Origin of the sequence: Butyrivibrio sp. FCS014, from assembly GCF_000526935.1 — a bacterium.
Classification (GTDB): domain Bacteria; phylum Bacillota; class Clostridia; order Lachnospirales; family Lachnospiraceae; genus Butyrivibrio.
Map to the genome: position 1 here is coordinate 387918 of NZ_JAHA01000019.1, position 14587 is coordinate 402504.

A 14587-nucleotide genomic window follows, 5' to 3' on the forward strand; every position below is an offset into this window, starting at 1 on the left:
TAAAACCTCTTATATACTTAAACTTCCATTTTGCAACAGTGGTATTATAGGCTAAAGCGCCGGGAAAGTCAAAGAAAACGGCGGGATATTCCCCGCCGTAAAAGTTATTGGTGTCAAATACTTATGTGATTGTATACTTCTGCACAAATTCGTCCATGGGCAAAGGCTTTGAATAATAGTATCCCTGCAGATAATCGCAGCCTGCTTCCTTAAGGAGCTTTACCATGTCTGCAGTCTCAACACCCTCAGCAGTGATTCCGAATTTCATGTGTTTAAAGGTCTGTATCATGTTGGGGATTATCTCATCGGGTTCACTGCAATAGTCCCTTACTATGCTCATATCAAATTTTACATTGATAAAAGAACACTTTTTTAACCTGGTAAGATTGGAATAACCGGTGCCGTAGTCATCAAGTACAAACATGAATCCACGGCTCTGCATCGCCTGCATCTGCCTTCGAAGGAAAACATCGTCGATCATAGCTTCCTCAGTGATTTCCAGATGGATACACTCCGGGTTGATACCGTACTTCTGAATGATCGATTCATACCGCTTTGCCAGATCGGTTTTCATGAACTGCATTGGTGACAGATTGACATTTATCCAGGAAATTCCCAGCTTTGACATGTCATTCTTGCTGATGAATTCGCAGGTCTTTTCAAAAACCTGCTCACCAAGCTGATTTATCCTGCCGTTTCCTTCCGCAATGGGAATGAAAACTCCGGGAGGGATCAGTTCTCCCTTTAAGTCCCTTATCCTGCAAAGAGCCTCTGCACCCACAGCTTTTCCGGTATTTGCATCAACCAGCACCTGAAGGAACACTTCCACCTTATCCTCGTCCACGGCTGCCTCGAGAGCTCTTTTCACCGATACTTCATATTCATTATTCTCAATCTGCTTTCCAGAAATGGCAACAGGGACTTTACTGTCCTGCCTGTCTGCCTTTTCAAAATTACTGATCAGAATGTTAAAGAATCCATCCAGAGAACTGATCTCTCCGACAAGATCAACAGTCAGATAGCAGGTATCAAGATAAAGTTCTATGTCCTCATCCTTCCAGGGCTGCTCGAACCTTGAGTTTATCTTTTCAATGCACTTTTCGAAATTCAGATCCGAAGGCCCCATTATGATGAATCGTCCACGCCTGTAATAGAACACATTGCAGTCCGCAAAGCTTTCGGTAAGATATCTGGAGATCAGGGTGACTCCGGCATCCATCTGCTTGCCGCCGTAGATATCCCTCATCTCGTAGTAATTGTGTATCACCACACCCAAGAGTCTGTGGGCAAGCTTTCCGTTTCTCTCTTCCAGATAATCCTTTAAAGCATTCGTATTAAACACCGCTCCTTTGAGGTCAAGATAAAACTCAGGATTTTCAAAGGTGAGATATGCAGTGATTATTGACATGAGACAGAAGCTGTCCATGAGAAGCAGCATGGGGAAAGCTCTTCTCGTAATTATGCCTGCCAGCATAAGAGCATTGAAAAGAAGCATGCTGTACCAGTAACGCTTTTTGTTGACGTTTTTTCTGTGGGTCAGCATTACGATAAAGGATATAGCCAGATAGAAATAGGTTATGAAGTAGATAATGTCGTACATTGGCCCGGCATGGTAACCGCCCGCTTCAATGGAATAGATAATGCCGGTCCAGGGGCTTATGCATACGAGGATAATGCCTATATCGACGGGCAGTGCCAGAAGAAGTGCCCGCAGCATACCGGAAAAGGGGTCCATCTTAAAGACATTTGCAGTAAATACAAAGGCAAGATAAGCTCTGGCATAGAACAGTATAAAGTAAATGGAATTCAGAAGATAAAGGACAGACACCGCCATGGTTTCATACTCGTTGTCAGCCCAGCTTGAAACTATGTCAAAGAAAATAACCGCACTCTGAATGATCAGTAAGTCGACAAAGATGCGGTTCACTCTGATTGATAGCCTTGGCAGCGAAAAGTAGATGACAAGTATAAGGCTTAATATGAAGGTACTTTGAACGGCAAAACTGTAATCCCACATAGCACATCCTCAAATCTTCATCTGCGTATATGCTAATTGTATAAAAATACCTTACCCAATACAATCGGGTAAGGTATTAAGATTTTATAAAGTATTTATCGCTTTTTTGATAGCTTCCAGAAACTCATCATATTCCTCAAAAGCGGGAAGGTCGGGGAAATCTGCCTTGATCTTGTCCGTGGTACGGAAAAGAAATCCTGCCTTGGAAGCCTGTATCATTGCAAGGTCGTTGTAGCTGTCTCCTGCTGACACAGTCTCATATCCGATGGACTGAAGTGCCTTGACCGTAGTGAGTTTGGAGTCCTTGATCCTCATCTTAAAGCCTGTAATGGTACCGTCCTGCGCCACCTCAAGGCTGTTGCAGAAGATTGTGGGCCATCCCAGCTTTTCCATAAGAGGTGTTGCAAACTGGGTGAAGGTGTCGCTTATGATGATCACCTGTGTCAGGCTCCTTAATTCATCCAGAAACTCTTTTGCCCCGGGAAGGGGATCTATCTTTGCTATTGTCTCCTGAATCTCCTTAAGACCAAGGCCGTGCTCCTTAAGGATTCCAAGTCTCCAGTTCATCAGCTTGTTGTAATCGGGTTCGTCCCTTGTGGTCCTTCTAAGTTCCGGAATTCCACTGGCCTCCGAAAAGGCGATCCATATCTCCGGTACCAGTACTCCCTCAAGATCCAGGCAAACAATATTCATACTTTACTCCTCCATAGCTTTAAGAATGAACTCCGCAAGACCGTCATGGTCATTGTCCAGAGTCGTTATCACGTCAGCGCTACTCTTTACTATATCAGTTCCGTTGATCATTGCAATACCCGTTCCGGCTGCTTCGATCATGGAAATGTCATTCTGCTCGTCTCCTGCTGCATAAGTATTCACGATATCCACCCCAAGGATCTTAGCAAGACGCCTTACCGCATTGCCCTTTCCGGCCTCCGATGGGAATATCTCCATGTAATATGGATTGGAGTACAAAAGAGTGATCGTGTCCCCGACAAGTTCCTGCAAAGCCTCTCTGAACCTCTCCTGCTTGTCATGGTCATGGAGCTCTATGGCGATCATCTTGGAAGGGGGCTCCTTCAGGTATTCAAGCACATTATCCGTAACAATAAGCGGAGTCTTGATGACCCTTCTGTAATAGTCCATGCACTCCCCGTTAAAGGGTGTGACTATGTGGTCTTCATTGTAAGTATGACAGTGAATATCATACTCTTTTGCAAGGTCGATGATCTTTGGGACCATCTCAAGAGGTACTCCCGTCCTGTAGATGTACCTGTCCTCATCCACACTGTATATCTCGGTCCCGTTGGAACCGCATAAAAAACTCCCCTTAAAATCCAGTGCAAGCCCGTTGTACACTGCCTTGGCACTATCGATCTGCCTTCCGGTGTTGATGCAGAAATAATTTCCCGCATCGGTAAATTTCCTTAAGGCATCCATAGTCCTGTCGGTGATCTGCTTACTACTGTTAAGGAGAGTCCCGTCTAAATCAAAAAAGAATATTTTTTTGGCCATCTTATCCTTCTACGATGAGGTATCTGCCATCGCCTATATCAAAGACTTCATTGGCTTCAAGCACATTTCCGTCCTCAGTATCGACACCGGTCTCCTCAAAGTATTCCTCTACCTCCTCAGGTCCGTCTACCACAACTGCCATGCAGTCTTCAAGAAAAGCTTCTGCTTCCTCCATGTTCTCAGCTACAGCCTCAGGGAACAGCTGCTCCTGGTTTTCCAAAAAACATCTCAGAACTGCTTCATCATATTCGTGCATAACAACCTCCATATTATTACAAAAGATCATGATCTCTCATCTCTTTATAGAGTCTGGCAACAGGAAGTCCCATAACATTGTAATAATCGCCGTTGATCCCGCTGATGTATATTGCGAATTGTCCCTGGATCCCATAGGCTCCGGCCTTGTCATCCGGCTCACCGGTACTGACATACGCCGTGATCTCGTCTTCGGTCATGGGTGCTACATGTACATCGGTGCGCTCACTGAAGGTAAAGCTCTTATCCTCACCGCCAATGCGGTAAAAAACGGTAACTCCGGTGAATACGCTGTGGGTCTGTCCCTGCAGCATACGGACCATATCCGCCGCCTGAGCCCTGTCTGCGGGCTTACCTAAAACTCTATGATTATATGATACAACGGTGTCTGAACCGATTACAACAAGTCCGTCCCCGCTATCCGTTAAATTTTTGTAAAATATTTCGGAAGCCTTCTGATAGGAAAGCTCCTCCACAATCTCGGCGGGAAGCTGTTTTACAGTGACTTCCTCCCCCACCGCAGGTATCACCTCATACTCAGGAACCACCTTGGAAAAGAGTTCTCTTCTTCTTGGTGATCCCGAAGCAAGAATATATCTCATAGTTCCTCCACCGGCCCCATAAGAGACCGGATTTCATCATATTTTCGGATTGGTCTCGGGGATGAATACTCTGCTGTCAGCTCCGCGCTTTTTGGAAGCCACCCTTGCTTCGTCTCCGAATACCTTCTGGGAATTGATCTTCTCTGCATCACTTCCCGGTGTCTGCATCTTAACATAGATGCCCTTCTCATTCATCACATGGGCCTTCTCGGTATCCCTAAGTTCTGTCTCAAGAATGTGCCACATCTTCTTTCGAAGCTTATCATCCTCCACAGGGAAAAGAATCTCCACCCTTCGCTCAAGGTTTCTGGGCATCCAGTCGGCACTGGAGCAGTAGAACTCAGGGCTTCCGCCGTTTTCAAAGTAGAACATCCTGCTGTGCTCAAGGAAGTTGCCAACGATTGACCTTACGGTGATGTTCTCGCTTACACCCGGAACGCCGGCTCTTAAGCAGCATATACCACGGACAATAAGATCAACCTTTACTCCTGCTGAGCTTGCTCTGTAAAGGGCTGCTATGACCTCCTTGTGGCAGATGGCATTCATCTTGGCCACGATCCTTGCAGGTTCTCCCGCAAGAGCATGCTGCTCCTCTCTCTTAATAAGGTCAAGGATCCTGTCCTTAAGCCACAGAGGTGCCAGGGAAAGCTTGTTCCAGCCAAGGGGCTCGGAATATCCGGAGAGCATGTTGAACACAGCCGTTGCATCTTCACCAAAGGCAGGAGCACAGGTGAACAGTCCCACATCGGTGTACTGCTTGGCTGTGGAATCATTGTAGTTACCGGTTCCAAGATGAACGTATCTCTTGATGCCGTCCTCTTCTCTTCTTACAACCAGAGTGATCTTGCAGTGGGTCTTAAGTCCCACAAGACCGTATATAACGTGGCAGCCTGCTTTCTCAAGCATCTTGGCCCAAACGATATTGTTCTCCTCATCAAACCTGGCCTTAAGCTCAACCAGAACCGTAACCTGCTTGCCGTTGTCTGCTGCCTTGGCAAGAGCTGCGATAATGGGGGAATTACCGCTTACTCTGTAAAGAGTCTGCTTAATGGCCAGTACATCGGAATCTACAGCAGCCTGCTCAACGAACCTTACCACATTTTCAAAGGTCTGGTAGGGATGATGCATCAGAATATCCCCGCGTCTTATGACCTCAAAGATATTGTCACTGCCCTCAAACTCGGGTACGGGCTGAGGATCGATGTAGCTGTGCTCCTTGAGATGATCAAAGCCATCAAGCTTATACATCTTCATAAGATATGTAAGATCCAGGGGACCTTCGATGTTATAGATCTCGTTGGCTTCAACACCCAGCTCTTTTGCAATGAGCTTAAGGAGCTTCTTGTCTATTCCTGCGGGAACCTCAAGCCTTATGGCCTGGCCCCACTGGCGGCGCTTGATCTGCTTCTCGATCTCCTTAAGAAGATCCTCCGCCTCGTCCTCATCTATGGAAAGGTCGGCATTTCTGCCCACCCTGTAGGCTGCACTGGTTATGATGTCGTAGTTAAGATAGAGCTTTTTGATGTTCCTCTCGATGACCTTTTCAAGGAGCATCACCTTGCGGACATCGCCCTTTCCGGGGATCTCAAGGATCCTTGGAAGAACGTCCGGAACCTGGACCGTTGCGAAATCCACATCATCTTTTCCCTCTTTCTTTTTCAAAAGAGATCCGATATTGAGGGTCTTATTCCTGATAAGCGGGAAAGGCCTTGAAGAGTCTACCGCCATGGGAGTAAGAACAGGGTAGACATACTCGTCGAAGTACCTGTCAACATAATTCTTTTCCTTGTCGGTAAGATCCTCGTCACTGCAGATAAGAAGGCCGTTCTCCTTAAGAAGAGGGATGAGCTTTTCATTGTAGATCCTGTACTGGGTATCCACGAAGTCGTGAACCGTGCCAAGAACGGCTTCAAGCTGCTCCGTGGCTGTCATGCCGGCGATGTCAAGCTTCTTGTAGCCTGCATTTATCATATCTATAAGGGATGCAACCCTTACCATAAAGAACTCATCCAGATTGCTGGCGGAGATACTGAGGAACTTAAGCCTCTCAAACAGAGGGTTGGTCTCATCCTCTGCCTCGGACAGTACTCTCTCATTGAACTGAAGCCAGCTCAGCTCTCTGTTTATATAAAGCTCGGGATTTTCAAAATCCATTGTTTTCTTATCTTTAGCCATATGTCACCTCACCTTATTCTCACAGTAATCTCTTTTGCCTGATCACGGGAGTGATGCCGTAGACCTCTTCAAAGAAGGCCGCTCTGTTGGTAAACAGTCCCTTCTCAAGAGTGATGTCGTCTCTGGTGTCGATGTTGATCACCAGCTGTCTGTCCTTAACCGAGACCTTAACATCCTTGAATTTCTGCTTGTGGGTCCTGTCAAGGGCATTTGCCACCCTTAAGATGGCGGTGAGCTTTGCAACCTTGAGGTACTCCTCGTAGGAAAGTCCTTTGATGTAGGAGCTGCCGCTGGAATAATAATCAAACCCCTCGTGGTTGTACCTTACAACATTGGCCACGATCTCCCTCTCCTTGTGGGAAAGTCCTATGATCTCGGTGGACATGATGATGTTGTAGGAACAGTCGCCAAGATTCACCATACTGATATATTTGCCGCAGTCGTGGAGCATTGTGGCCACCTGCAAAAGAAGTCTGTCCCTCTTTGAGAGGCCGCTTATCTTCTTTGTGTTGTCAAAGATGGCAAGGGCGATATGCTGCAGGGTTTCCCGCCTTGACTTACTGCCCATGTATCTCTTGGAAATGTTCTGGGCACAGGAAATTATATCGTGCTCAAAACTGTGGGGCGACTTTATAAAGTTCTTTTTCTCTGCGTACTCATAGGCTATGCCATCGCACAGGGTAACGCCCGGAGCCCAGAGGTTCTCCGCCTTTGTTATACCAAGGATACAGTTGATGAGAATTCCCGAAACATAAAGAAGCGGAATGTTCTCCTCCGGGATATTGAACCTCTTTGCCACATCCGCATTATTGATGCCGGAGGCCTTATCCATAAATCCGGAGAATTCCTGTCTTGTGGCGATACCAACGTGGTCCGTTCCTGCGGTAATACGCCCAAGAACCGGTGAAACGTAGTCATCTATTATGATAAGATTCTCCACTGTCCTGTCCTTTAAATACATCTTGGCAAAAACAGACAGCTGGGAATTAACAAGCTCTGTTACAAGCTCCAGGTATCTTGCTCTTGTCGCCTGAACCGTCTGCATAATGGTGTGAAGACGAAGTACACCCATTTTAAGGTTCTGGGTAGCGATAAGGGCATCCTTCTCGAAAAGCGAAATCTGTATGCTTCCGCCGCCAATGTCGATGATGGCGGTAGGTCTTTTGATGATCTCCTGGAACATCTCGTGCTTAAGAGCTATTGACTTGTAGTCCAAAAATCTCTGCTCGGAATTGCTAAGGACATCGATATGAAGACCTGTCCTCTGGTGGATCAGCTCCTTAAGGATCACTATATCCCTGGTCTCTCTGATGGCACTGGTGCCGTAGGCCTTGTAGCGCCTTGCCCCGTATCCGTTCATGATGGACTTGAACTCGCCGAGGATCCTTATCATCTCATCCACCCGGCTTCCCGAGATCCTGCCTGTGGCATAGGTCTCGCTGCCAAGGTCGATACGATGCCTTACGTGATCCAGCTCCCTTACTCCGTTTTTGGCTGAGAGTTCAAATATCTTAAGAGCTATCTCATATGAGCCCACATCAATTGCCGCAAATACTTCTCCGGTCATAAGAAAAAACCCCCGTTCCTTCTTAATAATTGCCAAGTATCTTCATCATCCTGGCTTCTTCCCTAAGGCCTCTTAAGGCGTTCTTAACTGCACTGTCCTCAAGATTGCCCTCGAAGTCGATAAAAAACCTGTATTCCCAGTTCCTGTCCTCGATAGGTCTTGACTCTATCTTGGTCATATTAAGGTTGTTGTAGATAAAGTGGGACATCAGATGGTAAAGAGCTCCCGCTTCATGGGCAATCTCCAGGCAAAGTGATATCTTTTTTGCCCCCTTTAAATAGACCTTCCGGTTGGTTACGATAATAAATCTTGTTGAATTGGAATCCGCCTGATTGACCCCGTCCACAATGATATCAAGGCCGTAGATCTGCGCTGCAAGCCTGCTGGCAATGGCTGCCTGGGTCCTGTCTCCGTCCTCTGCCACCTTCCTTGCGGCAAAGGCGTTGTTCTTCATGCTGATCTGCCTTATGTCGCTGTGCTCTGTGAGGAACCTTGATGACTGCATCAGTGACTGGGGATGTGAAAAGACTGTGGTTATATCCTCGAGCTTTGCCCCGGGAAGTCCCATGAGGCAATGCCTTATTTCTATTATCTGCTCTCCCACGATGTAGCTCTCGTACTCCGTAAGAAGATCGTACACCTCGCTGACGATGCCGGCGGTGGAATTCTCTATGGGAAGGATGGCGTAGTCAGCGCTGCCGTCCTCAAGGGCATCGAAGGCATCCTTGAAGGTATCCACATGAAAGCTGCTCACATCCTTGCCGAAATATTTCTTCATGGCCATCTCGGAATAGGCCCCTTCCGCTCCCTGGTAGCAGACTCTGGACTTGTCGATATCAAGACTCTCTATGGGAATAAAGGGAAGGCGAAGGAAGGCTCCCTGCTCCGCAAGCTTCTGATACTGCAGCTTCCTGCTCATGGACATGATGTGGGAAAAGAGCTCCTCTACTCCCACCTTGTTGAACTCGTTGTGAGCAAGGGCTTTTACGGCGTTAAGCTTTTGAATCTCCCGCTCCTTATCAAGAACTTTTTTGCCGGTGGAGATCTTATAATCAGCCACCTGTGACGATATTTCCATTCTCTTCTCGTAGAGCTCAACTATTTCTTTATCGATGGCGTCAAGCTCCCCTCGAAGCTGCGAAAGATCCTTCATTTTATGTCCTCTCGTTCCTTAGATTATAACTAAAAGTTTAGCCCAATTATTGCTTGATAGCAAGCAAAGACACGCATATAATGGTTAATGGAGGAAAAAAGATGAACCGAAGATTTATTCTGATTTTTTCTATTTTTATCCTGCTTCTGGCAGGTGGTCTTACCTATTACGCCATCGCAAGACAGATCCCCATGGATGAGTTAAACCGGGGCAACACTCCCGGCAATCTGCAGAACAGCGGTCTGTTTTTGGAAATGGACGGTAAAGTTTTCTTCTCCAATGCCAATGATTACAATTGTCTCTATTCCATGAACGTAGACGAGACAAATCCCAAGCGTCTCACCACGATGGGTGCCAAATACATAAACGGTGCAGACGGATATCTTTATTTCTACATGGATTCCACCAGCAAATCGGATAAAGTCACAGGCCTTGGCGCCGCATCCAATCAGTACGGTATTTACAGATGCAAGACCAACGGCGAGAAGCTCACAAGCCTTCACAGAGACTTCTGCGGCGAGGTTCAGCTGTGCGGCAAGTACCTCTATTATCAGGTCAAGACCGACGGAGGAAGCCTTTACAAGATCCGCTGCGACAAGAAGGATCTGACCAAGGTCGCGGATGAGATGATATCTCCCGTATGCTACAGCAACGGCATCATCTACTACACCGGTGTTACAAACGATCACGATATTCACACATTGTTTACCTCCAACGACGGAGGCGCCTCGGTTCTTTCAGGTTATTACTTCTTCCCTGAGGAACAGGACGGATATCTTTATTATCTCAACGGTGAAGCCAATTACAGTATATGGCGCACCAACCTGACAACGGGCTCTCAGGAACAGGTCACCACAGACAGAGCGGATTGCTTCTGCGTTGACAGACAGCATATCTACTACGCCTTTTCCGATGCCAATGCCCCCGGACTTAGAAGGTGCAGCCTTGATGGTTCCGACACGATCACTCTCTATAACGGAATAGTCAACAGTATCAACCTGACTTCCCGTTATGTTTACTTTAAAGTATACGGAAACGACAATCAGCTTTATCACATGCCCCTGGATCTATCCGCGGCGGCAGGACCGTTTTACGTAATATCCAAGTAACTTGAGAGAAGAATAAAAGAATGGGAGACGGTATGGAAAAATTAAGGCACATGATGAATCCTCTGGACTTTTCCGTAGAGGAGCTGGAATCACTTTTTGACCTGGCAGGTGAGATTGAAAGGGACATGGAGGGATATTCCCACAAATGCGACGGCAAGATCCTTGCAACCTGCTTCTACGAGCCAAGTACCAGAACAAGGCTCAGTTTCGAAACCGCAATGCTTAGACTTGGCGGTAAATGTATGGGATTTGCGGACGCAAGCAACTCTTCCGCAGCCAAGGGAGAAAGCGTGGCGGATACCATAAGAGTCATCTCCTGCTTCGCTGATATCTGCGCCATGAGGCATCCCAAGGAAGGCGCTCCCATGGTGGCAGCAAGCAAGTCTTCCATTCCCGTTATAAATGCCGGAGACGGCGGCCATCAGCATCCTACCCAGACACTCACAGATCTTTTGACCATAAGATCTTTGTACGGCAAACTCAGTAACTTCACCATCGGTCTTTGCGGCGACCTTAAATTCGGCAGGACCGTCCACTCTCTCATTAACGCCCTTAGCAGATATGAGGGAATCCGTTTCATCTTTATATCTCCCAAGGAACTTCGCGTTCCCGACTACATAACCGAGATGCTTCGTCAAAAGGGCATTCCCTATGAAGAGGTGATCAAGCTCGAAGATATCATGCCTCAGCTGGATTTCCTGTACATGACAAGAGTACAAAAGGAACGTTTCTTCAACGAGGAAGACTACATCAGACTTCGCAATTTCTACATCCTGGACAAGGAGAAAATGGCTCTGGCAAAAGAGAATATGTTTATACTCCACCCGCTTCCAAGAGTCAACGAAATCTCCGTGGAACTGGACGATGACCCGAGAGCCGCATACTTCAAGCAGGTTCAATACGGACTGTACGTGAGAATGGCTCTGATACTGACACTTTTGAATATCAAATAAAGGAAGGCATATTATGTTAAATATCGGAAAAATAGAAGAAGGATTCGTTCTTGATCATATAAAGGCGGGCAAGAGCATGCAGATCTACAGGCACCTTGGCCTTGATAACATGGATTCCACAGTGGCCATCATCAAGAATGCCAAGAGTAAGGCCATGGGCAAAAAAGACATCTTAAAAGTCGAGTGCGACATCAACTCCCTTGACCTTGATGTTCTGGCTTTCATTGATCACAACATCACCGTCAACGTAATAAAGGACGGGGAGATAATTGAAAAGAGATCTCTGGTGCTTCCAAAGGAGATCACCGGCGTCATCAAGTGCCACAACCCCAGATGCATCTCCTCCATCGAACAGGAGCTTCCCCAGATCTTCTATCTGGCAGATGAGGAAAAAGAGATCTACCGCTGCCGCTACTGCGACGAGAAGTATTCTGAGAGCGATATAATGTGACGCCATTTGGCGGCAAGACCGGTCAATTGTCTTGTTGGCGGCGCAAAAGCATAAGCATAAAGTTGAGGCAGGGACTGCGGTCCCTGCCTCTTTTGAGTTTACTTTTTACTTAATATAGCCGTTCTGTCTGTTGTGGATATCGTCGCGGTTCTTCTCCCGGCGCTTCTCTTCTCCACGGAGCATCTCCTGCATAAAAGGATTGTCGTTGGAGCCCGATACGGAAAGCGGGCGGGTCTCGTTATTGATGTAGATATCTTTTGTTGATTTTCCAAACATAGTAACACCTCCCCAGGCATTATATTGTATATATATTATAACATAAATGAGATAGAGAGCGCCATGCTCCCCAGGCTCGCGGTTTTGAGTCATGATCCCCGCTACATGGCTATTAAATACGGATTGCTCCGCTTACGCTCTCGCAATCCTAAACTCCATTCGCAATCCGCGCTGCCGCGCTACTTGCTCACGGAGTACGAAGTGCTATACATCATACTAAAACGGATTGCTCCGCTTACGCTCTCGCAATCCTCAAAACCATTCGCAATTCGCACTACCGTGCTACTTGCTCACGGTTTTGAGTCGTAAAAGTTAAAAAAAGCACAGCTCCCTTGCAAGCAAGAGCTGTGCTTTTTTAACCTTTACTCGTTTTAGTATCCGAACTCCTGAGCCCAGTACCAACTGCCGTCACCGGTCTGACATACTGCGATGCCTACTGTCTTGTAACCGGCATCCATAATGTTGGCTGCGTGGGTAGGTGAATTCATCCAAGCTGTATAAACACTGTCAGCTGACTGATACAGCTTAGCCAGGTTCTCACCGTACTGAACGTTACTGTCTACTGTCCAGAATGCAGATCCGTTAGGTCTTGTGTGTGAGAAGACTGTTACAATCTCATTCGCACGAACCTGTGCTGCGCTGGTAAGAGCATCGCTCCATGTAAGCGTTGCAAGTCCTCTTGCAGCTCTCTGCTGATTCATGAGGTTAAATACAGCAGTGCAGGCGTCAACAGCAGCCTGTGAAGATGCTGCAGTTCCGGCAAGTGCAATGGCCTCATCATCAATCCAGATCTCGCCGGCGCCTTCGTCCAAACCTCTGACAGCAGCCTGATCGTCGATTGCAGAATTAGATGCTGCTCCGCAAGCGATCAAAGTGAAGGTCAGAACCCCCGTAAGTACTACCGCTAAAATTCTTTTTACATTCCTCATAATACACACTCCTAAATACTTTTAAACGACAGTTACAAACTATGTACCCGTTTTCTTATATTCATAGTAACTTATGTATTTTCACTATTCAACACAACAAGGGCAAAAATTTCTAAAAAAAAAATATTAATTTCACGGAAAAATAATTAGCGTTGAAACTTTATTTTAGAATTATCCCGTCTAACCTTGTTTCATCCAAAAAGCAATCATTTAGGTTATAATTAAGTAACGGAGAAAGCCAATGACCAAGCAGGATCTTAAGAAATACGACAAGTTCATATTCCATATAGATGTCAATTCAGCCTTTTTGTCCTGGTCCGCCCTTAAAAAGCTAAAAGAGGAGCCGGGGAGCATTGACCTAAGGACCGTACCTTCCGCTGTTGGCGGCGACGTTCAAAGACGCCACGGCATCATCACCGCCAAGTCCATCCCTGCCAAAAAATACGGTGTCACCACCGGAGAGCCTGTGGTAAAGGCCCTTCAGAAGTGCCCGAACCTCATTCTTGTGCAGGGAGATTTTGCCACCTACAGAGAATACTCTCATCAGTTCATAGAGCTTCTTGAGCGCTACTCTCCTTCTGTTGAGCAGGTTTCCATCGATGAGGCCTACCTTGATGTTTCGGGATGCAAAAAAATCTACGGCTACCTTGAAACACCTGATGAGCCGTTTCCTATCTGTCTTGCCAAAAAGATCAAGGACGAGATAAGAGATACTCTTGGCTTTACTGTAAATGTAGGGATCTCGGACAATAAGCTTCTTGCCAAGATGGCCAGTGACTTTACCAAACCGGACAGGATACACACTCTTTTCCCTGAGGAAGTTCCAAAGAAAATGTGGCCGCTGCCTATCGGCGATCTATATGGGTGCGGCAAATCCACGGCTTCAAGGCTCTGCGATATCGGTATCCGGACCATCGGGGATGCGGCCAATGCCGATCCCGAGATGCTCTGCTCCATCCTGGGCGAGAGGAGCGGTGCCTATATCTATGCGGCCTCCAACGGCATAGGAAGCAAGGAAGTCTCCATAAGCTACGAGGATGCCAAGAGCTATTCCAATGAGACCACCCTTACCTCTGACATAACAGCAGACAGCTACGACAAGGAGATCATTCCTGTGCTTAAGAGCCTTGCTGCCAGCGTTTCCAGAAGGCTTAAAAGAGACGGTGTTTTTGGCCGGACTGTGACCGTATCAGTAAAGACAGGAAATTTCAAAAGACATTCCGCACAGATGCAGCTGGAAAGCTCGATCGACGATGAAGTAAGGATCTGCAAACATGCAAAGGAACTCTCCGACAAACTGCTTCTTGGTGACAGCGGACTCTTTTCCCGGGGAGAGGTGGTAAGGCTTGTGGGAGTCGGGGTTTCAAGGCTTGATGACGGCTCCTATCAGCAGATCAACCTCTTTGACGATGCCCTTATCCCCGGCCCGGAGAAGCCCGGCGCTGCAAAAGCAGGCTCTTTTGACCAGCCTGCTGCAGATACGGAGAAACAGCGAAAACTCGATGAGATGACCGCCAAACTGACCGCAGAATTCGGAAAAGACATTATTAAAAAAGGAAGCTCCCTGTGATCTGTGAGCTTCCTTTAC

14 protein-coding genes are annotated in these 14587 nt (G+C 47.0%); 4 read left to right on the forward strand and 10 right to left on the reverse strand.

The window, feature by feature from the left end:
- Positions 1 to 121: 121 nt before the first annotated feature.
- From T456_RS0114670 to pheA, 8 genes are all read right to left on the reverse strand, one after another.
- Positions 122 to 2017, reverse strand: coding sequence for an EAL domain-containing protein (locus tag T456_RS0114670; RefSeq protein WP_024866770.1), 1896 nt, complete (start codon positions 2015 to 2017; stop codon positions 122 to 124).
- Positions 2018 to 2101: 84 nt separating this feature from the next.
- Positions 2102 to 2710, reverse strand: coding sequence for a bifunctional phosphoserine phosphatase/homoserine phosphotransferase ThrH (gene thrH, locus T456_RS0114675; protein WP_024866771.1), 609 nt, complete (start codon positions 2708 to 2710; stop codon positions 2102 to 2104).
- A 3-nt stretch (positions 2711 to 2713) separates the two neighbouring features.
- Positions 2714 to 3529 carry a Cof-type HAD-IIB family hydrolase gene (locus T456_RS0114680; protein ID WP_024866772.1) on the reverse strand — a complete coding sequence of 272 codons (816 nt, stop codon included), beginning with the start codon at positions 3527 to 3529 and terminating at the stop codon, positions 2714 to 2716.
- A 1-nt stretch (position 3530) separates the two neighbouring features.
- A complete protein-coding gene (locus T456_RS0114685) occupies positions 3531 to 3785 on the reverse strand; it encodes a hypothetical protein (protein WP_024866773.1) in 255 nt (84 codons plus the stop codon).
- A 16-nt stretch (positions 3786 to 3801) separates the two neighbouring features.
- Positions 3802 to 4386, reverse strand: a complete 585-nt coding sequence (locus tag T456_RS0114690; RefSeq protein WP_024866774.1) for a Maf family protein — start codon at positions 4384 to 4386, stop codon at positions 3802 to 3804.
- A 36-nt stretch (positions 4387 to 4422) separates the two neighbouring features.
- Complete coding sequence (locus tag T456_RS0114695; protein WP_024866775.1) at positions 4423 to 6561, reverse strand: RNA degradosome polyphosphate kinase; 2139 nt, start codon at positions 6559 to 6561, stop codon at positions 4423 to 4425.
- Positions 6562 to 6580: 19 nt separating this feature from the next.
- Positions 6581 to 8128, reverse strand: coding sequence for a Ppx/GppA phosphatase family protein (locus tag T456_RS0114700; protein WP_024866776.1), 1548 nt, complete (start codon positions 8126 to 8128; stop codon positions 6581 to 6583).
- A gap of 22 nt (positions 8129 to 8150) precedes the next feature.
- Entirely contained in the window at positions 8151 to 9281 is a 1131-nt protein-coding gene (pheA, locus tag T456_RS0114705) for a prephenate dehydratase (RefSeq protein WP_024866777.1), read from the reverse strand.
- Positions 9282 to 9382: 101 nt separating this feature from the next.
- Here pheA and T456_RS0114710 point away from each other — a divergent pair, with 101 nt between their 5' ends.
- The 3 genes from T456_RS0114710 to T456_RS0114720 are packed head-to-tail and all read left to right on the forward strand — an operon-like array spanning position 9383 to position 11794.
- Positions 9383 to 10390: a DUF5050 domain-containing protein gene (locus T456_RS0114710; protein WP_024866778.1), complete on the forward strand. Its 1008-nt coding sequence runs from the start codon at positions 9383 to 9385 to the stop codon at positions 10388 to 10390.
- Between the two features lie 32 nt (positions 10391 to 10422).
- The gene (pyrB, locus tag T456_RS0114715; protein WP_024866779.1) at positions 10423 to 11343 is read left to right on the forward strand and encodes an aspartate carbamoyltransferase; all 921 of its coding nucleotides are present in this window, start codon (positions 10423 to 10425) and stop codon (positions 11341 to 11343) included.
- Positions 11344 to 11356: 13 nt separating this feature from the next.
- Positions 11357 to 11794 (forward strand): aspartate carbamoyltransferase regulatory subunit, encoded by a 438-nt coding sequence (locus tag T456_RS0114720; protein WP_024866780.1) that lies wholly within the window; start codon positions 11357 to 11359, stop codon positions 11792 to 11794.
- Positions 11795 to 11899: 105 nt separating this feature from the next.
- Here the strand turns inward: T456_RS0114720 and T456_RS22595 are convergent, their stop codons facing one another.
- Positions 11900 to 12070, reverse strand: coding sequence for a hypothetical protein (locus T456_RS22595; protein WP_155838115.1), 171 nt, complete (start codon positions 12068 to 12070; stop codon positions 11900 to 11902).
- A 371-nt stretch (positions 12071 to 12441) separates the two neighbouring features.
- A complete protein-coding gene (locus tag T456_RS20365) occupies positions 12442 to 12999 on the reverse strand; it encodes a CAP domain-containing protein (protein ID WP_024866781.1) in 558 nt (185 codons plus the stop codon).
- A 241-nt stretch (positions 13000 to 13240) separates the two neighbouring features.
- On the opposite strand from T456_RS20365, the gene T456_RS0114735 reads away from it, so the two are divergent.
- Positions 13241 to 14569 carry a DNA polymerase Y family protein gene (locus T456_RS0114735; protein ID WP_024866782.1) on the forward strand — a complete coding sequence of 443 codons (1329 nt, stop codon included), beginning with the start codon at positions 13241 to 13243 and terminating at the stop codon, positions 14567 to 14569.
- Positions 14570 to 14587 lie beyond the last annotated feature (18 nt).